Origin of the sequence: Actinoallomurus purpureus, assembly GCF_024055795.1 — a bacterium.
Classification (GTDB): Bacteria; Actinomycetota; Actinomycetes; order Streptosporangiales; family Streptosporangiaceae; genus Actinoallomurus; species Actinoallomurus purpureus.
Genome location: NZ_JAMXMY010000002.1, coordinates 159,972 through 184,057 on the forward strand (window position 1 = coordinate 159,972; position 24,086 = coordinate 184,057).

At 69.4% G+C, this 24,086-nt stretch carries 24 protein-coding genes; 21 read left to right on the forward strand and 3 right to left on the reverse strand.

The window, feature by feature from the left end; all coding sequences use genetic code 11:
* The first annotated feature begins 5 nt into the window (after positions 1 to 5).
* Entirely contained in the window at positions 6 to 959 is a 954-nt protein-coding gene (gene ccsB / locus NE236_RS05350) for a c-type cytochrome biogenesis protein CcsB (RefSeq protein WP_252840672.1), read from the forward strand.
* 76 nt (positions 960 to 1,035) lie between these two features.
* Positions 1,036 to 2,217 (forward strand): L,D-transpeptidase, encoded by a 1,182-nt coding sequence (locus NE236_RS05355; protein WP_252840673.1) that lies wholly within the window; start codon positions 1,036 to 1,038, stop codon positions 2,215 to 2,217.
* A gap of 74 nt (positions 2,218 to 2,291) precedes the next feature.
* Here the strand turns inward: NE236_RS05355 and NE236_RS05360 are convergent, their stop codons facing one another.
* A complete protein-coding gene (locus tag NE236_RS05360) occupies positions 2,292 to 2,639 on the reverse strand; it encodes a PLD nuclease N-terminal domain-containing protein (protein ID WP_252840674.1) in 348 nt (115 codons plus the stop codon).
* Between the two features lie 137 nt (positions 2,640 to 2,776).
* On the opposite strand from NE236_RS05360, the gene NE236_RS05365 reads away from it, so the two are divergent.
* The gene (locus tag NE236_RS05365; protein WP_252840675.1) at positions 2,777 to 3,721 is read left to right on the forward strand and encodes a hypothetical protein; all 945 of its coding nucleotides are present in this window, start codon (positions 2,777 to 2,779) and stop codon (positions 3,719 to 3,721) included.
* Positions 3,722 to 3,731: 10 nt separating this feature from the next.
* Entirely contained in the window at positions 3,732 to 3,995 is a 264-nt protein-coding gene (locus tag NE236_RS05370) for a hypothetical protein (protein ID WP_252840676.1), read from the forward strand.
* Positions 3,996 to 4,026: 31 nt separating this feature from the next.
* On the opposite strand, the gene NE236_RS05375 is transcribed toward NE236_RS05370, so the two are convergent.
* Positions 4,027 to 4,242, reverse strand: coding sequence for a BldC family transcriptional regulator (locus NE236_RS05375; protein ID WP_252840677.1), 216 nt, complete (start codon positions 4,240 to 4,242; stop codon positions 4,027 to 4,029).
* 333 nt (positions 4,243 to 4,575) lie between these two features.
* Here NE236_RS05375 and NE236_RS05380 point away from each other — a divergent pair, with 333 nt between their 5' ends.
* Positions 4,576 to 5,583: a threonine ammonia-lyase gene (locus NE236_RS05380; protein ID WP_252840678.1), complete on the forward strand. Its 1,008-nt coding sequence runs from the start codon at positions 4,576 to 4,578 to the stop codon at positions 5,581 to 5,583.
* A 74-nt stretch (positions 5,584 to 5,657) separates the two neighbouring features.
* Positions 5,658 to 6,026 carry a DUF4229 domain-containing protein gene (locus NE236_RS05385; RefSeq protein ID WP_252840679.1) on the forward strand — a complete coding sequence of 123 codons (369 nt, stop codon included), beginning with the start codon at positions 5,658 to 5,660 and terminating at the stop codon, positions 6,024 to 6,026.
* Between the two features lie 139 nt (positions 6,027 to 6,165).
* Here NE236_RS05385 and NE236_RS05390 read toward each other — a convergent pair whose 3' ends face one another.
* Positions 6,166 to 6,858, reverse strand: coding sequence for a demethylmenaquinone methyltransferase (locus NE236_RS05390; RefSeq protein ID WP_252840680.1), 693 nt, complete (start codon positions 6,856 to 6,858; stop codon positions 6,166 to 6,168).
* A gap of 260 nt (positions 6,859 to 7,118) precedes the next feature.
* Here NE236_RS05390 and NE236_RS05395 point away from each other — a divergent pair, with 260 nt between their 5' ends.
* The 15 genes from NE236_RS05395 to nuoN all read left to right on the forward strand — a co-directional run bounded on the left by NE236_RS05395 (position 7,119) and on the right by nuoN (position 24,072).
* Positions 7,119 to 8,399 (forward strand): geranylgeranyl reductase family protein, encoded by a 1,281-nt coding sequence (locus tag NE236_RS05395; protein WP_252840681.1) that lies wholly within the window; start codon positions 7,119 to 7,121, stop codon positions 8,397 to 8,399.
* A 119-nt stretch (positions 8,400 to 8,518) separates the two neighbouring features.
* The gene (locus NE236_RS05400; RefSeq protein WP_252840682.1) at positions 8,519 to 8,878 is read left to right on the forward strand and encodes an NADH-quinone oxidoreductase subunit A; all 360 of its coding nucleotides are present in this window, start codon (positions 8,519 to 8,521) and stop codon (positions 8,876 to 8,878) included.
* Between the two features lie 2 nt (positions 8,879 to 8,880).
* Positions 8,881 to 9,435: a NuoB/complex I 20 kDa subunit family protein gene (locus tag NE236_RS05405; protein WP_252840683.1), complete on the forward strand. Its 555-nt coding sequence runs from the start codon at positions 8,881 to 8,883 to the stop codon at positions 9,433 to 9,435.
* A complete protein-coding gene (locus NE236_RS05410; protein WP_252840684.1) occupies positions 9,432 to 10,166 on the forward strand; it encodes an NADH-quinone oxidoreductase subunit C in 735 nt (244 codons plus the stop codon). The genes NE236_RS05405 and NE236_RS05410 overlap by 4 nt, the downstream gene beginning before the upstream one ends.
* Entirely contained in the window at positions 10,163 to 11,509 is a 1,347-nt protein-coding gene (locus NE236_RS05415) for an NADH-quinone oxidoreductase subunit D (RefSeq protein WP_252840685.1), read from the forward strand. The genes NE236_RS05410 and NE236_RS05415 overlap by 4 nt, the downstream gene beginning before the upstream one ends.
* Positions 11,506 to 12,252: an NADH-quinone oxidoreductase subunit NuoE gene (gene nuoE, locus NE236_RS05420; protein WP_252840686.1), complete on the forward strand. Its 747-nt coding sequence runs from the start codon at positions 11,506 to 11,508 to the stop codon at positions 12,250 to 12,252. Before NE236_RS05415 ends, nuoE begins: the two co-directional genes overlap by 4 nt.
* Positions 12,249 to 13,547, forward strand: a complete 1,299-nt coding sequence (gene nuoF, locus NE236_RS05425; protein WP_252840687.1) for an NADH-quinone oxidoreductase subunit NuoF — start codon at positions 12,249 to 12,251, stop codon at positions 13,545 to 13,547. Before nuoE ends, nuoF begins: the two co-directional genes overlap by 4 nt.
* Entirely contained in the window at positions 13,544 to 16,003 is a 2,460-nt protein-coding gene (locus tag NE236_RS05430) for an NADH-quinone oxidoreductase subunit G (protein ID WP_252840688.1), read from the forward strand. The genes nuoF and NE236_RS05430 overlap by 4 nt, the downstream gene beginning before the upstream one ends.
* The gene (gene nuoH, locus NE236_RS05435) at positions 16,000 to 17,346 is read left to right on the forward strand and encodes an NADH-quinone oxidoreductase subunit NuoH (protein WP_252840689.1); all 1,347 of its coding nucleotides are present in this window, start codon (positions 16,000 to 16,002) and stop codon (positions 17,344 to 17,346) included. Before NE236_RS05430 ends, nuoH begins: the two co-directional genes overlap by 4 nt.
* Positions 17,339 to 17,866 carry an NADH-quinone oxidoreductase subunit NuoI gene (gene nuoI, locus NE236_RS05440; RefSeq protein ID WP_252840690.1) on the forward strand — a complete coding sequence of 176 codons (528 nt, stop codon included), beginning with the start codon at positions 17,339 to 17,341 and terminating at the stop codon, positions 17,864 to 17,866. Before nuoH ends, nuoI begins: the two co-directional genes overlap by 8 nt.
* Complete coding sequence (locus tag NE236_RS05445) at positions 17,863 to 18,693, forward strand: NADH-quinone oxidoreductase subunit J (protein ID WP_252840691.1); 831 nt, start codon at positions 17,863 to 17,865, stop codon at positions 18,691 to 18,693. The genes nuoI and NE236_RS05445 overlap by 4 nt, the downstream gene beginning before the upstream one ends.
* Positions 18,690 to 18,986: an NADH-quinone oxidoreductase subunit NuoK gene (gene nuoK, locus NE236_RS05450; protein WP_252840692.1), complete on the forward strand. Its 297-nt coding sequence runs from the start codon at positions 18,690 to 18,692 to the stop codon at positions 18,984 to 18,986. The genes NE236_RS05445 and nuoK overlap by 4 nt, the downstream gene beginning before the upstream one ends.
* A gap of 19 nt (positions 18,987 to 19,005) precedes the next feature.
* On the forward strand, positions 19,006 to 20,937 hold the full coding sequence (gene nuoL / locus NE236_RS05455) for an NADH-quinone oxidoreductase subunit L (RefSeq protein WP_252841144.1): 1,932 nt from the start codon (positions 19,006 to 19,008) through the stop codon (positions 20,935 to 20,937).
* Positions 20,938 to 20,977: 40 nt separating this feature from the next.
* Positions 20,978 to 22,513: an NADH-quinone oxidoreductase subunit M gene (locus NE236_RS05460; protein ID WP_252840693.1), complete on the forward strand. Its 1,536-nt coding sequence runs from the start codon at positions 20,978 to 20,980 to the stop codon at positions 22,511 to 22,513.
* Complete coding sequence (nuoN, locus tag NE236_RS05465) at positions 22,510 to 24,072, forward strand: NADH-quinone oxidoreductase subunit NuoN (protein WP_252840694.1); 1,563 nt, start codon at positions 22,510 to 22,512, stop codon at positions 24,070 to 24,072. The genes NE236_RS05460 and nuoN overlap by 4 nt, the downstream gene beginning before the upstream one ends.
* Positions 24,073 to 24,086 lie beyond the last annotated feature (14 nt).

The window sequence follows — 24,086 nt, forward strand, 5'->3', positions numbered from 1 at the left end:
CGACTGTGGTCGACACCCATCTGGCCAACCTGAGCAATCAGCTGATGCTCGGCGCGGTGCTGCTCTATGTCGTCGCCATGGTCGGGTACGCCGCCGACATCGCGTTCGGAGGGCGGCGCGCCGCGGCCGTGCCGAGCGAGGCGAAGGTCCTCATCGGCGCGGGCGGCCCCGAGGCGTCCGAGGCCGCCACGGACGTCGAGGAGGCCGAGGACGACGGCCGCCGGATCGAGTGGGGCCGGTTCGCCGTCCTCATCAACGTGCTCGCCTGGGGCGTGCACGGCGCCGAGATCATCACCCGGGGCATGGCGGCCGACCGCGTGCCCTGGGGCAACATGTACGAGTTCACCTCGGCGATCACGTTCGCCGCCGTGACCGTCTACCTCGTGATGCTGTGGCGCTACAAGGTCAGCTGGCTGGGCCCGTTCCTCATGGTCGCCGTCATCATCGCGCTCGGCATCGCCACCATCTGGCTCTACAACGACCCCGGCCCGCTCCGCCCGGCGCTGCACTCCTACTGGATCGCCATCCACGTGACCGCCGCCGTGACCGCCACGGGAACGTTCACCGTCGCCGGGGTCGCCACGATCCTCTACCTCGTCAAGGCCCGCGACAAGGCCGGCAAGCCGGGCGGGATCATGGATCGGGTCCCGGACGCGGAGACGCTCGACCGCATCTCGCACCGCACCATGATGTTCGGCTTCCCGATCTGGACGTTCGCCATCATCGCCGGCGCCATCTGGGCGGACTCCGCGTGGGGCCGCTACTGGGGCTGGGACCCCAAGGAGACCTGGTCGTTCATCACCTGGGTCGTGTACGCCGGCTACCTGCACGCCCGCGCCACGGCGGGCTGGCGAGGCCGCAAGGCGGCCGTCATCTCCCTGATCGCGTTCGGGTGCCTCTTGTTCAACTTTTTCGGAATCAACTACCTCGTCTCCGGGTTGCACTCCTACGCTGGTTGATTAATTAAGTCCCACTGGCAACTTTTTGCCCGCGACGGGCGTCAGATGGGGCGTGGGTGAATCTGGGAGGACTCGGGTGGCGAACAGGCGGTCGACCGTCGGCGTGATCGTGATGGCGGCCCTGCTCGCCGGTGCATCCGCGTGCAGCGGTAACAGCGAGGCGGGCACGAACGGCGAGGGCGGGACGAAGGCGCCTGATGCCCAGGTGCACATCACTCCGGCCAACGGCACCGGCTCCGTGCGCCCGGACCAGGGCGTCGCGGTCGCCGCCGCGGGCGGCAAGCTGGAGCAGGTGGCGGTCGCTCAGGACGGCAAGCCGGTGCCGGGCGACTTCACGCCCGACCACACGCAGTGGAAGACCAAGTGGACGCTCACGCCCGGCGCGTCCTACACCGTGAACGTCACGGCCAAGAACGCCAAGGGCAAGACCACCACGACTCAGAGCAAGTTCCAGACGCAGAAGGCCACACAGAGCTTCAAGATCACCGACATCACGCCGCAGCCCGGCGAGAAGGTCGGCGTCGGCATGCCGATCCTCGTGACGTTCGACAAGCCGATCGCCAACAGGGCGAACGTCGAGCGGTCCCTTGAGGTCAAGTCGGACAAGGGTGACACCGGCGCCTGGCACTGGATGTCGAGCCAGCAGGTCGTCTTCCGCACCCAGAAGTTCTGGGGGGCGCACCAGAACGTCACCTTCACCGCCCACCTCGCCGGCGTACGCGGCCTCAAGGGCGTGTACGGCAAGGCGGACACGGCGCGCTCCTTCAAGATCGGTGCGTCGAACGTCACGGTGGCCAACTCCAAGACGGACTACATGAAGGTCAACCACGACGGCGTGATCAAGAAGTTCCCGATCAGCACCGGCGTGGGCACGACGACGGAGTACACCACGACGAGCGGTATCCACATCACGCAGGAGAAGTCCGAGAGCGTGACGATGGAGTCGCCGAACCGCAAGAAGGGCGACCCGGGCTATTACAAAGAGGTCGTCAACCTCGCGGTCCGGATCACCAACAAGGGCGAGTACGTCCACCAGAGCGTCGGGGAGTACGACGCGCTCGGCCACCGCAACGCGAGCCACGGCTGCGTCCGCACCTCGCCGACCGGCGCGCGCTACTTCTACAACATCGCGCAGCGCGGCGACATCGTGAACGTCACGGGCACGAGCCGCAAGCTGGCCAACGAGACCGACAGCAACGGCTGGGTCTACTGGGCCCTGTCCTGGGACAAGTGGGTGAAGGGCAGCGCCCTGCACTGACTCCCGCGGTCACCGAGAAACGCTTCTCCGACCCCGGCCGCCGTCACCGGCGCCCGGGGTCGGCGGCTTTCCGGCTAATCCTCGCCGCGGAGGCGGCGATCGAGCCGGCGGAGGAACTCCGGGTCGTCGTCCGGGCCCAGCGGACCGCGCTCGCCCCCGGGCCCCGTCCCGGCCTCGCGGCCGTCCCGCGAGGTGAGGAACTCCGGGGGCCACGCGGCCACGCCGGCCGTGACGAATCTGCGGCGCCTGCCGAACAGGAGCCAGGCGACGGCGCCGAGTTCGAAGCCCACCAGAACGATGAGGAACCACGCGAACTTCGGCAGATGCCGGGTTTCGCTCTCATCGGTCGACAGCACGTCGAACAGGCAGAACAGCCAGACGCCGAGTGCGACTAGGACGAGCACGACGGCAAGGACAAGCATGGTCGCAGAGTAACCCGCCGACCTGAATGTCACGGTAAGGGTGGCCGCAGCGGGCCGCCGAATCACCGGCATGGGGGGATGACGGGCGGCCGGTGCCTGGCCTACGCTTCCGCGTAGCCGAGGCGAGGGGACGTGTCATGCGTTACCGGGTGAACCGTCGCCGGCAGCTCGAGGCACCGGCCGCCGACTCCCGGACGGGCCGCCACCGCCGGGGCAGGGAGTCCATTGGCGAGGCCGATCGGACCGCGCCCCTTGAGCGGACCGCCGCCCGGCCGCGACACCTGCAGCCGAGAGACGCGCTCGGCCGGTTCCGCAAGCTCCGCCCCGACGAGGAGCGGCGCCTCCCGGACCAGGTGGACACCCCGGTCCCCGACCGGCCGGCCGAGCTCCGCTACACCTGGCAGGACTTCGAACTCGACGAGGAACTGCCGCGCACGGCGCCCCATCCGCCGGACGCGCCCGACGTACGGGACGGGCGCCGCCACTGCGGAGCACTGGAGAACATCCTGTACCGCCAGTGGTCCGCCGACGGCGACCCGATCCCACCGGACGCCGTACGGGCCGTGGACAGCCTCGCCGAACTGCCCGAGGTGCTCAAGGACAAGCTGGCCGAGGGTCTCAACGGGATCTACGTCGGCTCCGGTGGCGTCCCGGACCTCGACGACATGGGGTACCTCCGGGGCGAGCCGCTGCCGTCGGGAAAGGCGACGTGGGACATCTGTGCCGGGGCGTACGGCGATCGCACCATCGTGGTCGGTGACCGTCCGTCACCCACTCCAGACGTGATGTTGCACGAGATCGGGCACGCCCTTGACGACATCGACGGCACGATGACCGATGACGGCGGCCGACAATGGCAGTCCGACACACCGGAGTTCCGCGCGCTGTACGCCCAATGCCTTCCACACTTGGAGAGCGACTTTCACCGGCAGGCGGAGGATCTCGGTCGTCACGAGTTCTTCGCGGACGCCTTCGCGGCGATCGCGTCGCGACAACGGCCGGCGCTTGTCGACATGCTCGGCGGCGATACCCGGGCGGCGCTCAATGTGATGCTTTTCTTCAACCGCAAATATGGGATTTAGGTGATCTGCGATGTACGTGATCAGGCTCCCCGGCGGTAACCTGCGGGTGCCCACGAGCGTGCTGGCGCGCGGGCGGCAGGCGCATGGCGGGTCGGGGAGCGTGATCGGGCAGGCCTATGTGGAGATCGGCCCGGAGGACCCTGATTACCAGCGGCTTCTCGCTCAGTCGATCTCGGAAGAGGAGATGGCGGAGAAGCGCCGCCGGTGGCGCGAGGATGATGAGGCGCTGCGCGCCGAATTCGAGGAGTTCAAGGCTCGACAGTCAGAGGAGTGACGGCGAGTCGCGGTCGCCGTCCTTCGGACGTCTAGCGGCTCAGTTCGCTGCGTACGGAGGCCTCGACCGGCTCCTCGCCTCTCAGAAGTGCGTGCACCTCGGATTCCCGGAAACGGCGGTGTCCGCCCGGCGTCCGGATACTGCTGATCCGGCCTGCCGCGGCCCAGCGCGTGACAGTTTTCGGGTCGACCCGGAACAGGGCGGCGACCTCACCCGGGGTCAGCAGGCGCTCGCTCGTACTCTCCACGTTTTCTCTCCCCCTTTGTCCCGCTCTCGTCGCGGGTGGACTGTTTCTCAGTCTGCCGTGTCAAGACCGATTTCTCCCTTGTTTTCGGAAAAGATCACGCTACGTAGTTTTGTGACATGCAGTAATGACTACACGTGACGGGCCAGTTGCGGGGCCGACGTCGCGCCGTCCGTCGCGGCCCGCCGTCACGGCAGGTCGGCGGCGCCGGCACGCTGCGGCGGGGGCGGCCGCACGGCAGGCGCGACCGCCGTCGCGCGTGAGATCCGGACCGACGCACGGGCGAGGTGCTGACCGCCGCACGGCGGTCCACTCCGCCCCCGTAGGCTGCTCGACATGCCCGATCTTGTGACATTGGAGGAGATCGAGGACGCCGCTCGGCGGTTGTCCGGCGTCGCCATCCGCACCCCTTTGGTGCCGCTCCGCGGCACGGCGTCCTCCGCCCCCCTCCTGCTGAAGGCCGAGTCGCTGCAGCCGGTCGGCTCCTTCAAGCTCCGCGGCGCGTACGCCGCGATCAGCGCGCTTCCCGAGGAGGACCGGAAGGGCGGCGTCATCGCCCACTCCAGCGGCAACCACGCCCAGGCCGTGGCGTACGCCGCGAACGTCCTCGGCATCCTCGCCGTCCTCGTCGTCCCGACCACGATCCCCGCCGTGAAGATGGACGCCTGCCGTGCGCTCGGCGCGGAGATCGTCTTCGTCGAGCCGACGATCGAGGCCCGCGTGGAGACGGCCGACCGGTTGGCCGCGGCCCACGGGTACGCGCTCATCCCGCCGTTCGACGACCCGCGGATCATCGCGGGGCAGGGCACGATCGGCCTGGAGATCCTCGACGAGGAACCCGAGGTGGACGCGGTCTTCGTACCGATCAGCGGCGGCGGACTGATCTCCGGCATCGCCACGGCGATCAAGGCGAAGCGGCCCGAGACCAAGGTCATCGGCGTGGAGCCGGAACTGGCCGCCGACGCGCAGGCGTCCTTCCGGGCCGGCCGCCGGATCGGCTGGCCCGCCGCCGAGACCGGGCGCACGATCGCCGACGCCCTGCGCCTCGAACGCGTCGGCGAACTGCCCTTCGAGCACATCCGCGCGCACGTCGACGACATCATCACGGTCGGAGAGGACGAGATCCGGGCGGCGATGCGGCTGCTCGCCCGCGGCGCGGGTCTGGTCGCCGAGCCGGGAGGCGCGGTCGCGACCGCCGGGCATCTCACGGCGACCGGCGCCCGGGGCCGGCACCACGGAGGACGCCCGCAGCGGCACGTCGCCGTCGTCTCCGGCGCCAACGTCGATCCGAAGCTGTACGCGGAGATCCTCGGCGAGCCGCACCGGCCGACCGGGAGCGAGTGACGAACCACGGCCCGGGGGCCGGCGGCCCGGCCCCCGGATCGACTCCTGCCGAGGAGGGATAGTCTCAGAAGGTCATGCGTTCCGTATTCTTTTACACCGTTGCCCGGCTGGCGCTGTTCGGCGCGACCGCCGGAGTGCTGTTCCTCACCGGTGCGCGCGGGTTCCTGCTCCTCGCGCTGGCCATCCTGATCAGCGGCGTCATCAGCTTCGTGCTGCTGTCCCGTCAGCGCGACGCCGTGTCGGCCTCCGTGACCCGCCGTGCCGCCCGGATGCGGGAGAACCTCGCCGCCGGAGCCGCTCGCGAGGACGGCGAGGAGGGGACCTCGGCCTCCTCCGATGCCGCCGCCGGCGAGGCGGAGGCCACCGACCGCACGGACGACGATCCGCAGCCGGCCACCGGCAGCCCGAACCCCGCGTCGAACGGCCGCGACCCGGCGTCGTAGGGGTTGTTTCATAAGCGCCGCGCAGCCGGACAGCGGGCTTATGAAACAGCGCCCTGGTCTTGCCATCCGGGCGTCGCGGCGACGCTCGGTCCGCCGCGGGTGCCGCCTTTGTCGCGACGGTCGGCTCGCGCCGGGCGGGTCAGCGGCGGGCGTGGTGGAGGGCGACGGCGCCGAAGGTGAGGTTGCGCCAGCGCACCGAGGTCCAGCCGGCCTCCTGCATCAGCCGGGCGAACGCCGCCTGGTCGTGCCAGGCCGCCGTCGACTCCGCGAGGTAGTGGTAGGAGTCCGGGTTCGAGCTGACCTTGGCCATCAGCGGCAGGCCGACCTTCAGGTGCAGGCCGTGCAGGGTCCGCACCACCGGGTTCGGCGGCCGGCTGACCTCGCAGACCACCAGGCGCCCGCCCGGCCTCGTCACCCGGCGCAGTTCGGCCAGGGCCTGAACCGTGTCGCTGACGTTGCGGATGCCGAAGGAGATCGTCACCGCGTCGAAGGAGGCGTCTGCGAACGGGAGCCGCAGCGCGTCCCCGGCGACGAAGCGCACGCCCGCCGAGCCGCCCCGGCGCATGCCCTCCTGGAGCATCCCGAGCGAGAAGTCGCAGGCGACGGTGTGCGCGCCCGCCTCGGCGAAGGGCATCGAGGAGGTGCCGGTGCCGGCCGCCAGGTCGAGGACCCGCTCGCCGGGTCGTACGTCCAGGGCCTTGACGACCTCACGCCGCCACAGGCGGTCCAGGCCACCGGTCATCAGGTCGTTGAGCAGGTCGTAGCGCGCGGCGGTGCGGTCGAACATCGCCGCGACCTCGGCCGGTCGCTTGTCCAGGGATGCGCGCGTCATGGGCAGTAAGCGTACGCAAGCCTTCGGTTAACACCGCACGCGGGCAGGCGCGTACGATCGGGCCGCGCGCGTGGTTCCCAAGCTGTGTCACGCAAGGTTTACACTCACGGTGTAAGGCGCTTGTGAAGTGCTTCACAAAAGAACAATGAGCCAGATCGCCCCCCGGGTCGCACCCGGCTTCCCGCAGCCCCGTACGATCCGACGCGGCATCGCCCCCGATCAGGGCGGCACAACCGAAACCGTGCATCCAAAGGATTCTCGTGACCGAGCCAGTGGCCGTACCGCAGCAGGATTCCGTGACCGAGGCCGACGTCATCGTCGTCGGCGCCGGCCCGGCGGGCTCGACTACGGCCTACCACCTGGCCCAGGCGGGGCTGAACGTCCTCCTGCTGGAGAAGACGACGTTCCCGCGCGAGAAGGTGTGCGGTGACGGCCTGACCCCCCGTGCGGTCAAGCAGCTGATCAAGATGGGCGTCGATATCGACGCGCCCGGCTGGATCCGGAACAAGGGCCTGCGGATCATCGGCGGCGGCACCCGCCTCGAGCTGCCCTGGCCCGACCTCGCGAGCTACCCCGACTACGGCCTGGTCCGCACGCGGATGGACTTCGACCAGATCCTCGCCGAGCGCGCCGTCGCCGCCGGGGTGAAGCTCCGCATGAACACCAACGTGACCGGCCCGGTCCTCGACGACCGCACCGGCCGGATCACCGGCGTCGTCGCCAAGACCGCCGACGGAGACATCACCTTCAAGGCGCCGCTCGTCGTCGCCGCCGACGGCAACTCCACACGGCTGTCCCTCGCCATGGGGCTGCGCAAGCGCGACGACCGGCCGATCGGCGTGGCGGTCCGGCGCTACTACACGAGCCCGCGGCACGAGGACGACTACCTCGAGTCCTGGCTGGAGCTGTGGGACGGCGACCGGTTGCTGCCCGGCTACGGCTGGATCTTCGGCGTCGGCGACGGCACCTCCAACGTCGGCCTCGGCCTGCTCAACACCAGTGACTCGTTCAAGAACGTCGACTACCGCGCGCTGCTGCGCAGCTGGCTCGCCGGGATGCCGGAGGAGTGGGGCTACGCCGAGGAGAACGCCACCGGCCCGGTGCGCGGAGCGGCTCTGCCGATGGGATTCAACCGGACGCCGCACTACACGCGGGGCCTCCTCCTGGTCGGCGACGCCGGCGGGATGATCAATCCCTTCAACGGCGAGGGCATCGCGTACGCGATGGAGTCCGGCGAGATGGCGGCCGAGGTAATCGTCCAGGCGCTGGGCCGGCCGACCGCCGCGCAACGCGAGCGTGCCCTGCACGACTACCCGCGCGTGCTGAAGGAGGCCTATGGCGGCTACTACACGGTCGGGCGGATCTTCGTGAAGGCGATCGGCGATCCGCGCGTCATGAAGTTCGCGACACGCCACGGCCTGCCGCACCCCACGCTGATGAGGTTCACGCTGAAGCTGCTCGCCAACCTGACCGACCCGCGGGGCGGCGACGCGATGGACCGGATCATCAACGCGATGTCGAAGCTCGCGCCGGCGGCGTGACACCCCGAGAGAAGAAGTGATGATCGCCCTGCCTAGGATGGGAATCCCGGCCGTGGAGCACGGCCGTGCCGCGCCGGAGGCGCGTTCGAAGGCACTCACCAAGAGGGGGGTGTAGGGATTTGAACCTCTACGTTCCTATTGTCGTACTCGGCGTGCTCGCGCTGCTGTTCTCTGCCGGCTCGGTCGTCATGGGGTCCTTCACGGGTCCCAAGCGCTGGAACCGCGCCCGGCTCGAGGCGTACGAGTGTGGCATCGAACCGACCCCGCAGCCGGTCGGCGGCGGTCGCTTCCCGGTGAAGTACTACCTGACGGCGATGCTGTTCATCGTCTTCGACATTGAGATCATCTTCCTGTACCCCTGGGCGGTCGCCTTCGACCACATGGGGCTGTTCGGTCTCGTCGAGATGGTGCTCTTCATCGTCACCGTCCTCATCGCGTACGCCTACGTGTGGCGGCGCGGTGGACTGGAGTGGGACTGACAATGGGCCTTGAAGAGAAACTCCCCAGCGGTGTTCTGCTGACCACGGTCGAGCAGGTCATCGGAATGGCGCGTAGGAGCTCGGTGTGGCCGGCGACGTTCGGCCTCGCCTGTTGCGCCATCGAGATGATGGCGTCGGGCGACCCGCGCCACGACTTCTCCCGATGGGGCATGGAGCGGGCGTCGGGCTCGCCCCGGCAGGCCGATCTGATGATCGTGGCCGGCCGGGTGAGCCAGAAGATGGCCCCCGTGCTCCGGCAGATCTACGACCAGATGGCCTCGCCGAAGTGGGTCATCGCGATGGGCGTGTGCGCCTCTTCCGGCGGCATGTTCAACAACTACGCGATCGTCCAGGGCGTCGACCACATCGTCCCGGTCGACATCTACCTGCCCGGCTGCCCGCCGCGCCCGGAGATGCTGCTGGACGCCATTCTCAAGCTGCACGACAAGATCCAGAACACCAAGCTGGGCGTGCACCGCAAGAAGGAGATCGAGGAGCTGGAGAAGGCCAAGCTCCGGCAGCTTCCCCTTCTCGACCGGCCCGAGGTGGTCTCGTGAGCTCCCAGCACCCTGAGCAGCAGGCCGACCAGCTGCCCGCCCGCGCCGAGGAAGAAAGGCACGAGCAGCCGGTCGCCCGCCTGGGCATGTTCGGCGCCAAGACGACCGGTGACACCTCCGGGTACGGCGGGCTCGTCGTCCGGCAGTCCCCGAAGATCTCCAGCCCGCGCCCGTACGGCGGCCCCCGCACCACCGGTGCCGAGGGCGAGTTCGACGAGATCGCGAACGAGCTGGAGCGGGCGTACCCGGAGTTCGGCGAGGCGATCGAGCGCGTGGTCGTGGACCGGGGCGAGCTGACCCTCGTCATCCGCCGCGAGCACCTGGCGCAGGTCGCCCAGGTCCTGCGCGACGACCCGAAGCTGCGCTTCGAGCTGTGCACCGGCGTCTCCGGCGTGCACTACCCGGCGGACACCGGCGCGGAGCTGCACGCGGTCTACCCGCTCCTGTCGATGACCCACAACCGGCGCGTCCGGCTCGAGGTCACCTGCCCCGACGCGGACCCGCACGTCCCGTCGCTCGTCGCGGTCTACCCGACCAACGACTGGCACGAGCGCGAGACGTACGACTTCTTCGGGATCGTCTTCGACGGGCACCCGGCGCTGACCCGGATCATGATGCCGGACGACTGGCAGGGCCACCCGCAGCGCAAGGACTACCCCCTCGGCGGCATCCCCGTCGAGTACCGCGGGGCGAAGGTGCCTCCGCCCGACGAGAGGAGGTCCTACGTATGACCGCCACCGACTACGACGCGTACGGCGCCGGTGAGGCCACCGAGGGCACCGTCTACAACGTCAACGGTCAGGACTGGGACCAGGTCGTCGAGGGCGTCGCGACCAGCGACGAGGACCGCATGGTCATCAACATGGGTCCCCAGCACCCGTCGACGCACGGCGTGCTCCGGCTGATCCTCACGCTCGACGGCGAGACGGTCGACGAGACGCGGCTGGGCATCGGCTACCTCCACACCGGCATCGAGAAGAACATGGAGTACCGGACGTGGACCCAGGGGACCACGTTCTGCACCCGCATGGACTACCTCGCGCCGCTGTTCAACGAGGCGGCCTACTGCCTCGCGGTGGAGAAGCTGCTCGGCGTCACCGACGACGTCCCGGAGCGGGCGCAGGTCATCCGGGTGATGATGATGGAGATCAACCGGATCTCCTCGCACCTGGTCGCGATCGCGACCTTCGGCCTGGAGCTCGGCGCCACGACCGTCATGCTCAACGGGTTCATCGAGCGCGAGTACGCCCTGGACATCTTCGAGATGGTCGCGGGCCTGCGGATGAACATGGCCTACATCCGGCCGGGCGGCGTCGCGCAGGACCTCCCGCCGGGTGCGATCGACAAGATCGGTGACTTCGTCAAGCGGGAGAAGCACCGGCTCAAGCAGCTGCGCAAGCTCCTCGACGCGAACCCCGTGTTCGTCGCCCGTACGAAGGACATCGCCTACCTCGACGTGACCGGCTGCATGGCGCTGGGCATCACCGGCCCGGTCCTGCGCTCCGCGGGCCTGCCGTGGGACCTGCGCAAGACGCAGCCGTACTGCGGCTACGAGACGTACGAGTTCGACGTGCCGACGCAGCAGACCTGCGACGTGTACGGCCGCTACCTCGTGCGCATGGCCGAGATGGACGAGTCCCTGAAGATCATCGAGCAGTGCCTCGACCGGCTGAGCTCCGGCTCCGCCAGGTCGGGCCCGGTGATGATCGAGGACAAGAAGATCGGCTGGCCGGCGCAGCTCGCGCTGGGGCCCGACGGCATGGGCAACTCGCCGAACCACATCGCGCACATCATGGGCCAGTCCATGGAGGCCCTCATCCACCACTTCAAGCTGGTGACCGAGGGATTCCGCGTGCCGGCCGGCCAGGTGTACGCCGCGGTGGAGTCGCCGCGCGGCGAGCTCGGCTGTCACGCGGTCAGCGACGGCGGCACCCGCCCGTACCGCGTGCACTTCCGCGACCCGTCGTTCACCAACCTGCAGGCGGCCCCGGCGATGTCCGAGGGCGGCCAGGTCGCCGACATCATCGCCGCGGTGGCCAGCATCGACCCGGTGATGGGGGGAGTCGACCGATGACCGGTCGAGACGAGAACCGAGACGAGCAGCGCACCGAACGTGCCGCCGGCGTCGTGGCGCACGAGGGGGGCGCGACTCTCGACCCCGAGGTGCGCGCGCGGCTCGAGCGCGACGCCAAGGAGATCATCGCGCGCTACCCGAAGCCCCGGTCGGCGCTGCTGCCGATGCTGCACCTGGTTCAGTCCGAGGTCGGGTACGTCAGCGAGGGCGGCATCCAGTTCTGCGCCGACATGCTGGGCATCACGCCCGCGCAGGTGACGGGCGTCGCGACCTTCTACACGCAGTACAAGCGCGAGCCGGTCGGGGACTACCACGTCGGCGTCTGCATCAACACGCTGTGCGCGGTCATGGGCGGCGACCAGATCTGGGAGGAGCTGTCCTCGCACGTCGGCGTCGGTCACGACGAGGCGACCGAGGACGGCAAGGTCAGCCTCGAGCGGATCGAGTGCAACGCGGCCTGCGACTTCGCTCCCGTGGTGATGGTCAACTGGGAGTTCTTCGACGACATGACGCCGGAGAAGGCCAAGCGGCTCGTCGACGACCTGCGCGCCGGAAAGCCGGTGGCGCCGACCCGCGGTCCGGGCTCGGTGTGCAGCTGGAAGCAGGCGTCGCGGGTGCTCGCCGGTTTCAATGACGGACGCGCCGGAGAGGGCGTGCAGGCCGGCCCGGAGTCGTTGCGCGGCCTGGAGCTGGCCAAGCGCAACGGCTGGACCGCTCCTGAGCCCGAGCAGGAGACCAAATGACCACTCTGACCCCCATCCTCACGAAGACGTGGGACCAGGCCGACTCGTTCACGCTGCGCGGGTACGAGAACGCCAGCGGGTACCAGGCCTTCCGCACGGCCCTGGGCATGAACCCAGGCGACATCATCCAGGCGGTGAAGGACTCCGGGCTGCGCGGCCGTGGCGGCGCGGGCTTCCCGACCGGCCTGAAGTGGGGCTTCATCCCCCAGGGCGACGGCAAGCCGCACTACCTGGTGGTCAACGCGGACGAGTCCGAGCCGGGCACGTGCAAGGACATCCCGCTCATGCTGGCCAACCCGCACGTGCTGGTCGAGGGCATCATCATCAGCGCGTTCGCGATCCGCGCCAACCACGCGTTCATCTACGTGCGCGGTGAGGTGGTGCACGTGATCCGGCGGCTGCAGCAGGCCGTCGCCGACGCGTACGAGGCCGGATACCTCGGGGCGAACATCCTCGGCTCCGGGTTCGACCTGGAGCTCGTCGTGCACTCCGGCGCCGGCGCGTACATCTGCGGCGAGGAGACGGCGCTGCTCGACTCCCTCGAGGGGTTCCGCGGCCAACCCCGGCTCAAGCCCCCCTTCCCGGCGGTCGCTGGCCTGTACGGCGGACCCACCGTGATCAACAACGTCGAGTCGATCGCCAGTGTTCCCGGGATCATCGAGAACGGCGCCGACTGGTTCGCCGCGATGGGCACCGAGAAGTCCAAGGGCTTCGGCATCTTCAGCCTGTCCGGGCACGTGACCCGGCCGGGCCAGTACGAGGCGCCGCTGGGCATCACGCTCCGCGAGCTGCTCGACATGGCGGGCGGCATCCGGAACGGCCACCGGCTGAAGTTCTGGACGCCGGGCGGCTCCTCGACGCCGCTGTTCACCGACGAGCACCTCGACGTGCCGCTGGACTTCGAGTCCGTCGGCGCGGCGGGTTCCATGCTCGGCACCCGGGCGCTGCAGCTCTTCGACGAGACGACCTGCGTCGTACGGGCGGTGCTGCGCTGGAGCGAGTTCTACGCGCACGAGTCGTGCGGCAAGTGCACGCCGTGCCGCGAGGGCACCTACTGGTACAAGCAGATGCTGAAGCGACTGGAGAAGGGCGAGGGCAGCGAGAAGGACCTCGACACCCTCCTCGACCTGTCGGACAACATCCTCGGCCGATCGTTCTGCGCCCTCGGCGACGGCGCGACCAGCCCGGTGACCTCGTCCATCCAGTACTTCCGGGACGAGTACATCCAGCACTTCGAACAGGGCGGCTGTCCCTTCGACCGGGCCGCCTCGACCGCGTGGGCAGGTGGAAAGTGACCGTCACCAGCGACAGCACCGGGGTCGAGCAGCGCGAGGACCTGATCTCCGTCACGATCGACGGCTTCGAGATCAGCGTCCCCAAGGGCACGCTGATCATCCGGGCCGCCGAGCTGCTCGGCATCCAGATCCCGCGGTTCTGTGACCATCCGCTGCTCGACCCGATCGGCGCGTGCCGGCAGTGCCTGGTGGAGATCCCCGACGCCGGCAACGGGCGCCCGATGCCCAAGCCGCAGGCGTCGTGCACCACCACCGTGATGCCGAACATGGTCATCAAGACCCAGCTGACCTCGCCGGCGGCGGACAAGGCCCAGCACGGCGTGATGGAGCTGCTGCTCATCAACCACCCGCTGGACTGCCCGGTCTGCGACAAGGGCGGCGAGTGCCCGCTGCAGAACCAGGCGATGTCCAACGGCCGCGGCGAGTCGCGTTTCGTCGAGACGAAGCGGACGTTCCCGAAGCCGGTCGCGCTGTCCACCGAGGTGCTGCTGGACCGCGAGCGGTGCATCCAGTGCGCCCGCTGCACGCGGTTCTCCGACCAGATCGCCGGCGACGCCTTCATCGAACTGTTCGAGCGCGGCGCCAAGGAGCAGGTCGGCGCGGCGACCGACGAGCCGTTCCAGTCCTATTTCTCCGGCAACACGGTGCAGATCTGCCCGGTCGGCGCGCTGACCGGCGCGGCGTACCGCTTCCGCTCCCGGCCGTTCGACCTGGTGTCGACGCCGAGCGTCTGCGAGCACTGCGCCTCCGGCTGCGCCCAGCGCACCGACCACCGGCGCGGCAAGGTGACGCGCCGCCTGGCCGGTGACGACCCGCAGGTCAACGAGGAGTGGAACTGCGACAAGGGCCGGTGGGCGTTCACGTACGCCGGCCAGCCCGACCGCCTCACCCACCCGCTGATCCGTAACGAGGACGGCGTGCTGGAGCCGGCGTCCTGGCCGGAGGCGCTGAACGTCGCGGCCGAGGGCCTGGCCCGCGCCCGGGGCTCAGCCGGGGGCAAGGGCGCTGCCGTGCTGACCGGCGGCCGCCTCACGCTCGAGGACGCCTACGCGTACAGCAAGTTCGCCCGGATCGCGCTCGGCACCAACGACATCGACTTCCGCGCCCGCACGCACTCGGCCGAGGAGGCCGAGTTCATCGCCGCGACCGTCGCCGGGAGGCCGATCACGGTCTCCTACGCCGACCTGGAGAAGGCCCCCGCGGTGCTGCTCGCCGGCTTCGAGCCGGAGGAGGAGTCGCCGATCGTCTTCCTGCGGCTGCGGAAGGCGGCCCGCAAGCGTGGGCTCAAGGTCTACTCCGTCGCGCCGTACGCCACGCGCGGCCTGCGCAAGGTGTCCGGCACGCTGCTCACGACCGCGCCGGGCGGGGAGGCCGAGACCCTCGGCGACCTGATCACCGGGACGAACCTCGACGACGCGGGCGAGGCCGCGGCCGAGCTGCTCAAGGCCGAGGGCGCGATCGTGCTGATCGGCGAGCGGCTCGCGTCGGTGCCCGGCGCGCTGTCGGCCGCCGGCCGGCTGGCCACGGCCACCGGCGCCCGCCTCGCGTGGGTTCCGCGCCGGGCCGGTGAGCGCGGCGCCATCGAGGCCGGTGCGCTGCCGACGCTGCTGCCGATCGGCCGTCCGGTCACCGACGCCTCGGCGCGCGCCGAGGTCGCGCGGGCCTGGACCGTGAGCGGCCTGCCCGAGACGCCCGGCCGCGACACCGAGGGCATCCTCGCCGCCGCGTGGGACGGCGGGATCGACGCGCTGCTCATCGGCGGCGTCGACCCGTACGACCTGCCGGACCCGGCCGGGGCCCTGGCGGCGCTGGAGAACACCCCGTTCATCGTCAGCCTGGAGCAGCGGGTCAGCGCGGTCACCGACCGGGCCGACGTCGTGCTGCCGGTCGCGACGGTGACGCAGAAGGCCGGGACCTTCGTCAACTGGGAGGGCCGCGGCCGCCCGTTCGACGTCGTCCTGGGGACCCCCGGCGTCATGTCGGACCTGAAGGTGCTGGCGGCCATCGCCGACGAGCTCGACGTCCACCTGGGCCTGCCGGACCCGGCCACGGCCCGCCGTGAGCTCGCCGCACTCGGCGCGTTCCGCGGCGACCGGCCGAGCCTGCCGAGCGTGCCCGCCGCCGTGCCCACCGACCCGCGCAAGGGCGAGGCGCTGCTGGCCACCTGGCGGCTGCTGCTCGACGCGGGCCGGATGCAGGACGGCGAGCCGTACCTCGCGGGCACCGCCAAGGCGCCGGTCGCGCGCCTGAGCGCGGCGACGGCCGAGGAGATCGCAGTGGACGGGAAGGTCACCGTGGCCACGGCACACGGCGAGATCACCCTGCCGCTGGAGATCGTCGACATGCCGGATCGCGTGGTCTGGCTCCCCGAGAACTCCCCAGGCTGCGCGGTCCACCGGGACCTGGGCGTTTCGGCCGGGGCGGTCGTGAAGATCCAGAACGGGAGCGTCGCATGAACGCCACCCACGTCCTCGCCGAGGGCGCCACGCTGAACAGCTTCGGCCATGACCCATGGTGGCTGATCGGCGCCAAGGCCCTGGTGATCTTCGTGTTCCTGCTGCTGACGGTGCTCATCACCGTCTGGGCGGAGCGCCGGGTCATCGGCCGGATGCAGCTGAGGCCGGGCCCGAACCGCGCCGGCCCCTTCGGCATCCTGCAGGCGCTGTTCGACGGCATCAAGGGCGCGCTGAAGGAGGACATCGTCCCGCGCGGCGTGGACAAGGTCGTGTTCTTCCTCGCGCCGATCCTCGCCGCCGCGCCCGCGATGGTGTCGTTCTCGATCATCCCGTGGGGCGGGATCGTCTCGATCGGCGGGCACAAGACGCCGCTGCAGTTGGCCGACCTGCCAGTGGCGGTGCTGCTGCCGCTGGCGATGGCCTCGATCGGCGTGTACGGCTTCGTCCTCGCCGGCTGGTCGTCGATGTCGCCCTACGCCCTGCTCGGCGGTCTGCGCTCCAGTGCCCAGGTGATCTCGTACGAGATCGCGATGGGCCTTTCGTTCGTGGCGGTGTTCCTGTTCGCCGGGTCGCTGTCCACCTCGGAGATCGTCGCGGCGCAGGCGCACGGCTCGGCATTCCACGTCGCCGGGATGACGTTCCACACGCCGTCCTGGTACGCGGTGCTGCTGCTCCCGTCGTTCGTGATCTACATCTTCACGATGATGGGGGAGTCGGGCCGTATCCCGTTCGACCTGCCCGAGGGCGAGGGCGAGCTGGTCGCCGGCTACCACACCGAGTACTCGTCGCTGAAGTTCATGATGTTCTACCTCGCCGAGTACGTGAACATGACGACGCTGTCGGCGCTGTGTGTGACGCTGTTCCTCGGCGGCTACCGCGCGCCCTGGCCGATCACCTGGTTCTGGTCCGGGGCCAACGCCGGCTGGTGGCCGGTCCTGTGGTTCCTCATCAAGATCTGGATGTTCACCTTCTTCTTCATCTGGCTGCGCGCCGCCCTGCCGCGGGTCCGCTACGACCAGCTGATGAAGCTCGGCTGGAAGGTCCTCATCCCGGTCTCGCTCGGCTGGATCCTCTTCGTGTCGGCGGTGCGGGCCCTGCGTAACGAGAAGCACGACGTCGGGCCGATCATGCTGGTCGCCGCCCTGATCGCCGTGCTCCTGCTGCTCGGCTCGTTCGTCTGGGAGCGGACGTCGAAGAGCGAGGCGGAGCCGGAGGAGGCGGAGGCCGGAGTGGAGCGCGACCCGATGGCGGGCGGGTTCCCGGTGCCGCCGCTCGACGCGCCGCACTACCACGGCGCCGGCAACGCCAGTGCGTCCAACTCTGCGGAGGCCACCCGTGCTTGATTTCCTGAACCCGATCAAGGGGTTCGGCGTCGCGTTCCACCAGATGCTCAGCAAGACCGAGGTGGTGGAGTACCCCGAGGTCAAGAAGCCGACCGCGCCGCGTTTCCACGGCCGTCACCAGCTGAACCGCTGGCCCGACGGCCTGGAGAAGTGCGTCGGCTGCGAGCTGTGCGCCTGGGCGTGTCCGGCGGACGCGATCTACGTCGAGGGCGCGGACAACACCTCGGAGGAGCGGTTCTCTCCGGGTGAGCGCTACGGCCGCGTCTACCAGATCAACTACCTGCGGTGCATCCTCTGCGGGCTGTGCATCGAGGCGTGCCCGACCCGGGCGCTCACGATGACCAACGAGTACGAGCTCGCCGACGTCAGCCGCGAGAGCCTCATCTACACCAAGGAGATGCTGCTCGCGCCGCTGATCGAGGGCATGGAGGCTCCGCCGCACGAGATGCGTCTCGGCGAGACCGAGGAGGACTACTACCGCCTCGGCGCCAAGAGCGAGTCCAAGGACGGTGCCAAATGACCGGGGTAGTGGCCGCGGGCGCACACCAGACCGGCGAGAGCGCGATCTTCTGGGTCCTCGCCGTCATCTCGGTCGCGGCGGCCCTCGGCATGATCCTTACGCGGAAGGCCGTGCACTCGGCCCTCATGCTGGCCACGGTGATGTTCTCGTTCGCGGTGCTGTACGCCGTGAACGAGGCGCCGTTCCTGGCCTTCGTGCAGGTGATCGTCTACACCGGCGCGGTGCTGATGCTCTTCCTGTTCGTCGTCATGATCATCGGCGTCAGCTCCACCGACTCCCTGGTCGAGACGATCAAGGGCCAGCGCGTCGCCGCCGCGCTCGTGGGCATCGGGTTCGTCGTCCTGCTGCTGGTCGGGTTCGGTCACGCGACGCTGCCGAAGACGACCGGCCTGAAAGACGCCAACGCCAATGGCGGCAACGTCATGGGCCTGGCACGGCTGATCTTCACCAAGTACGTCTTCGCGTTCGAGGTGACCAGCGCCCTGCTGATCACTGCGGCGCTGGGCGCGATGGTGCTGACGCACCGCGAGCGGCTCCGGCCGAAGCCGACGCAGAAGCAGCTGTCCAAGGAGCGGATCAAGAGCGACCGCGTCGCGCCGCTGCCGCCGCCCGGCACATACGCCCGGCACAACGCCGTCGACATGCCGGCGCTGCTGCCGGACGGCACCATCTCGGAGCTGTCGGTCAGCCCGGTCATCTCCCGGCGCCGTACCGGGGAGCACGAGGACCTGCACGGCGCGTCGCCCGAGGTGGTCGCCCGGCAGGACACCAAGACGGTCAAGGCCGTGATCGACAAGCCGGTCGAGGTCGAGGAGGAGGAACAGTGACGGACCACTACCTGGTTCTGTCCGCCATCCTGTTCACGATCGGCGCGGTCGGCGTGCTCATCCGCCGTAACGCCATCGTGGTCTTCATGTGCGTCGAGCTCATGCTCAACGCCACCAACCTGGCGTTCGTGAGCTTCGCCCGCATGCACGGCAGCCTCGACGGGCAGATCATCGCGTTCTTCGTGATGGTGGTGGCCGCGGCCGAGGTCGTCGTCGGACTGGCGATCATCATGACGATCTTCCGGAGCAGGAAGTCCTCGTCGGTCGACGACGCGAACCTGCTGAAGTACTGAGGACATCTCGATGACCACGATGAACGCTGCCCTTGCCGCCGGTGAAGTGGTGCAGCATCCGCACGCCGCCACCGGCGTCCTGTCCGCCACATGGCTGCTGATCGCCCTGCCCCTGGCCGGCGCGGCGATCCTGCTGCTGGGCGGGCGCCGCACCGACAAGTGGGGCCACCTGCTGGGCACCGCGATGTCCCTCGGGGCCTTCCTCGTCGGCGCGCTCGCCTTCGCGGCGATGCTGGGTCAGAAGGGCGACGACCGCACCAACCTGGTGCACCTGTTTCAGTACATCCCGGCAGGGTCGCTCAACGTCGACATGAACCTGTGGATCGACCCGCTGTCGATCAGCTTCGTGCTGCTGATCACCGGCGTCGGGTCGCTGATCCACATCTACTCGATCGGCTACATGGCCCACGACCCGGACCGGCGGCGGTTCTTCGCCTACCTCAACCTGTTCGTGGCGGCGATGCTGCTGCTCGTGCTGGCCGACAACTACATCGGCCTGTACATCGGCTGGGAGGGCGTCGGTCTCGCCTCGTACCTGCTGATCGGGTTCTGGCAGTACAAGCCGAGCGCGGCCACGGCGGCCAAGAAGGCGTTCATCGTCAACCGGGTCGGTGACTTCGGCCTGTCCGTCGCGGTCATGGTGATGTTCGCGACGTTCGGTTCGCTGAGCTTCCAGAACGTCTTCGGCCACGCGTCCGAGGCGTCCCACGGCACGGTCACCGCGATCGGCCTGCTGCTCCTCCTCGGCGCCTGCGGTAAGTCCGCGCAGCTCCCGCTGCAGTCCTGGCTCCTGGACGCCATGGAGGGCCCGACCCCGGTGTCGGCGCTCATCCACGCCGCCACGATGGTGACCGCGGGCGTCTACCTGATCGTCCGCTCCCACGTCATCTTCGAGCTGTCGCCGGACGCGCGGCTGCTCGTCACGATCGTCGGCGCGGCCACGCTGCTCGCCGGTGCGATCATCGGTTGCGCCAAGGACGACATCAAGAAGGCACTCGCCGGATCGACGATGTCGCAGATCGGCTACATGGTCCTGGCGGCCGGCCTCGGCCGCCCCGGCTACGTCTTCGCCATCGCCCACCTCATCGCGCACGGCTTCTTCAAGGCCGGCCTGTTCCTCGGCGCCGGCTCGGTCATGCACGCGATGAACGATGACGTGAACATGCGCAAGTACGGCGGCCTGCGGAAGTACATGCCGATCACGTTCGCGACGTTCGGCCTCGGCTACCTCGCGATCATCGGCTTCCCCGGCCTGTCCGGCTGGTGGACCAAGGACGGCATCATCGACGCCGCCTTCGAGAAGGGCGGCACGTCCGGCCAGATCCTCGGCTGGCTCGCGCTGCTCGGCGCCGGCATCACCGCGTACTACATGTCCCGCGTCATGTTCATGACGTTCTTCGGCGAGCCGCGCTGGGACGAGGACGTGCACCCGCACGAGTCGCCGAGGGTCATGACGATCCCGCTGATCCTGCTGGCGATCGGCTCGATCGCGGGCGGCGCCTTCCTCATCGCCGGCGACCGGTTCGCGAACTTCCTCGCGCCGGTCGTGGGCGAGCCGGAGGCGGGGCACAAGCTGATCACGCCGTACACCGTGATCGTGTTCGCGCTCATGGTGGTCGGTGTCGGCCTCGCGTACGTGCAGTACCTGCGGCGCCCGATCCCGCGCACGGCCCCGGCGGGCAACGTCGCCACCACCTTCGCCCGCAGGGACCTGTACGGCGACGCGCTCAACGAGTCGCTGTTCATGCGGCCCGGCCAGTGGCTGACCCGCCTCACCGTCTACTTCGACAACCGCGGCGTCGACGGCCTCGTCAACGGCCTCGCGGCGTTCATCGGAGGGACGTCCGGGAGGGTGCGGCGCGTGCAGACCGGCTTCGTCCGCTCGTACGCCCTGTCAATGTTCGTCGGCGCCGCGCTCGTCGTGGCCGCCCTGTTCCTGGTGAGGATCTAGTGGTCGCCACGACTTCCCTGCCGCCCTGGAAGGTCGCCTCATGCTGACTGCCCTCATCGCGATTCCCGCCATCGGGGCGCTGCTGGTCGCGCTGCTGCCGAAGGGCAAGGACGCGCTGGCCAAGCGCGCCGCGCTCGTCGTCACGCTGATCGTCGCGGTGCTCACCGTGGTGATGGCGCTCCGGTTCAAGGCGGACGGGCCGCGGTTCCAGTTCACCGAGAAGTACTGGTGGATCAAGCAGTTCGGCGTGCACTACGCGGTCGGCGTCGACGGCGTCGCGCTCGTGCTCATCGTGCTGTCGGCGATCCTGGTGCCGCTGGTCGTGCTGGCCTCCTGGAACGACGCGGAGCGCTCGGGCGGCGTCGACAACCCGCCGAAGCGGTCGGTGAAGACCTACTTCGCGCTGCTGCTCAGCCTCGAGGCGATGATGATCGGCGTCTTCGCGGCGACCGACATCTTCCTGTTCTACGTCTTCTTCGAGGCGATGCTGTTCCCGGTGTACTTCATCATCGGGTCCTACGGCGGTCCGCAGCGGTCGTACGCCGCGGTCAAGTTCCTGCTGTACTCGCTGTTCGGCGGCCTGCTGATGCTCGCCGCCGTCATCGGCCTGTACGTCGTCTCGGCCAACGCGGGCCACGGCACGTTCCTGTTCGACGAGCTGCGGAACCTCCACATCGCGCCGACCACGGCCAAGTGGCTGTTCCTCGGCTTCTTCATCGCGTTCGCGATCAAGGCGCCGCTCGTGCCGTTCCACACCTGGCTGCCCGACGCCGCGGGCCAGGCGCCCACCGGCGCCGCCGTGCTGATCGTCGGCGTGCTCGACAAGGTCGGCACCTTCGGGATGCTGCGGTTCTGCCTTGAACTGTTCCCGGGTGCGGCCAAGTGGTTCACACCGGTCGTGCTGACCCTGTCGGTGGTCGGCATCGTGTACGGCGCGGTCCTCGCGATCGGCCAGGTCGACATCAAGCGTCTGATCGCGTACACGTCGATCTCGCACTTCGGCTTCATCACGCTGGGCATCTTCGCGATGACCACGCAGGGCCAGAGTGGCGCGACGCTGTACATGGTCAACCACGGGTTCTCGACCGGCGCGCTGTTCCTGCTCGCCGGATTCATGATCACCCGTCGCGGCTCGGCTCGGATCGACGCGTACGGCGGCGTGCAGAAGGTCGCCCCGCTGCTGGCCGGCACCTTCCTCGTCGCGGGTCTGTCCGGCCTGTCGCTGCCGGGTCTGTCGAGCTTCGTCTCGGAGTTCCTGGTCCTGGTCGGCACGTTCACCCGCTACAAGGTGCCCGCGGTCATCGCGACGGTCGGCATCATCCTGGCCGCCGTCTACATCCTGTGGATGTACCAGCGGACGATGAACGGCCCGACCGCCGAGGCGGTCAAGGGCATGAGCGACCTGTCGAAGCGCGAGCTGATCGTCATCGCGCCGATCATCGCGATCATCGTCGCGCTCGGCTTCTACCCGAAGCCGGTGCTGGACGTCATCAACCCGTCGGTGAAGCAGACACTGGTCCAGGTCCACCAGCAGGACCCGAAGCCGACGATCGCCGAGAAGGGAAGCCACCAGTGACACCCGTGGTATTGGCGGCGGGGGACATTCCAGCTCCCCACCTCGAATACGGGCGGCTCGCGCCGATCCTGATCGTGCTCGGGGCGGCGTCCGTCGGCGTGCTCGTCGAGGCCCTCGCGCCCCGCGCCCAGCGGTACGGGCTGCAGGTCCTGGTCTCTGCGGTCGGCCTCGTCGCGGCGTTCGCCTGGACGATCGCACTGGGCCTCGGCGACCAGCCGCACCACGTCGCGGCGATGGGCGCGATCGGCGTCGACGGGCCGACCCTGTTCATCCAGGGCACGATCCTCGTCCTCGCCCTGATGTCGATGCTGCTGATCGCCGAGCGGACGCACGAGGCCAGCCCGTTCACGGCCCAGGCGTCGACCGTTCCCGGCAGTCCTGAGGAGCGCGAGGGTCTCGTCGCGGGGCTCGTGCAGACCGAGGTCTTCCCGCTCGTGCTGTTCGCCGTCGGCGGCATGCTGATCTTCCCGGCGTCGAACGACCTGCTGACGATGTTCGTGGCCCTCGAGGTCATGTCGCTGCCGCTGTACCTCCTGTGCGGCCTCGCGCGGCGCCGCCGCCTGCTCTCGCAGGAGGCCGCGGTGAAGTACTTCCTGCTGGGCGCGTTCTCCTCGGCGTTCTTCCTCTACGGCACCGCGCTGCTGTACGGCTACGCGGGCTCGGTGCGCCTGTCGGACATCGCGGCGGCGATCAGCAAGCAGAGCGGCACCGAGCCGCTGCTGCTGGCGGGCGTCGCCCTGCTCTCGGTCGGCCTGCTCTTCAAGGTCGGCGCCGCGCCGTTCCAGGCGTGGAAGCCGGACGTGTACCAGGGCGCTCCCACGGCGATCACCGCGCTGATGGCCTCCTGCACCGTGGTCGCCGCGGTCGGCGCCATCCTGCGGGTGTTCTACGTCGGCCTGGAGACGCTGCGCTGGGACTGGCGCCCGATGATGTGGGCCGTCGCGATCCTCACGATGCTGACCGGCGCGATCGTCGCGATCACCCAGACCGACGTGAAGCGGATGCTGGCGTACTCCTCCATCGCGCACGGCGGCTTCCTGCTGACCGGCGTCATCGCGACCAACAAGGCGGGCCTGTCCGGCACACTGTTCTACCTGGCCGCGTACGGCTTCACGACCGTGGGCGCGTTCGCCGTCATCACGATGGTGCGGGACGCCGGTGGCGAGGCCGGACACCTGTCCCGCTGGGCGGGGCTGGGCAAGCGCCAGCCGCTCGTCGCCGGGACGTTCGCCTTCTTCCTGCTGGCGTTCGCCGGTATCCCGCTGACCAGCGGGTTCACCGGGAAGTTCGCGGTCTTCCAGGCGGCGGTCGCCGGCGGTGCGCTGCCGCTCGTGATCGTCGGTGTGGTGTCCTCCGCGATCGCCGCGTTCTTCTACGCCCGGGTCATCGTGCTGATGTTCTTCAGCGAGCCGGCGGCCGACGGCCCGAGCGTGGTGTTCAGCCCGACGACCGCGACGGCGGTCGCCGTTGGGGCGTTCGTTACCCTGGTCCTCGGCGTGATTCCCGGCCCAGCGCTTCACCTGGCGCAGTCGGCCGCAAACCAGCTGTTCGTTCGCTGACCCCTGGGGAGAGT

Coding starts and splice junctions, on each gene's coding strand:
- NE236_RS05390 (WP_252840680.1), bottom strand. CDS start 6,858: ATGACGCGCGCATCCCTGGACAAGCGACCGGCCGAGGTCGCGGCGATG.
- NE236_RS05415 (WP_252840685.1), top strand. CDS start 10,163: ATGACCGCCACCGACTACGACGCGTACGGCGCCGGTGAGGCCACCGAG.
- NE236_RS05365 (WP_252840675.1), top strand. CDS start 2,777: ATGCGTTACCGGGTGAACCGTCGCCGGCAGCTCGAGGCACCGGCCGCC.
- nuoH (WP_252840689.1), top strand. CDS start 16,000: ATGAACGCCACCCACGTCCTCGCCGAGGGCGCCACGCTGAACAGCTTC.
- NE236_RS05380 (WP_252840678.1), top strand. CDS start 4,576: ATGCCCGATCTTGTGACATTGGAGGAGATCGAGGACGCCGCTCGGCGG.
- nuoL (WP_252841144.1), top strand. CDS start 19,006: ATGAACGCTGCCCTTGCCGCCGGTGAAGTGGTGCAGCATCCGCACGCC.
- NE236_RS05460 (WP_252840693.1), top strand. CDS start 20,978: ATGCTGACTGCCCTCATCGCGATTCCCGCCATCGGGGCGCTGCTGGTC.
- NE236_RS05385 (WP_252840679.1), top strand. CDS start 5,658: ATGCGTTCCGTATTCTTTTACACCGTTGCCCGGCTGGCGCTGTTCGGC.
- nuoF (WP_252840687.1), top strand. CDS start 12,249: ATGACCACTCTGACCCCCATCCTCACGAAGACGTGGGACCAGGCCGAC.
- NE236_RS05370 (WP_252840676.1), top strand. CDS start 3,732: ATGTACGTGATCAGGCTCCCCGGCGGTAACCTGCGGGTGCCCACGAGC.
- NE236_RS05360 (WP_252840674.1), bottom strand. CDS start 2,639: ATGCTTGTCCTTGCCGTCGTGCTCGTCCTAGTCGCACTCGGCGTCTGG.
- nuoE (WP_252840686.1), top strand. CDS start 11,506: ATGACCGGTCGAGACGAGAACCGAGACGAGCAGCGCACCGAACGTGCC.
- NE236_RS05445 (WP_252840691.1), top strand. CDS start 17,863: ATGACCGGGGTAGTGGCCGCGGGCGCACACCAGACCGGCGAGAGCGCG.
- NE236_RS05405 (WP_252840683.1), top strand. CDS start 8,881: ATGGGCCTTGAAGAGAAACTCCCCAGCGGTGTTCTGCTGACCACGGTC.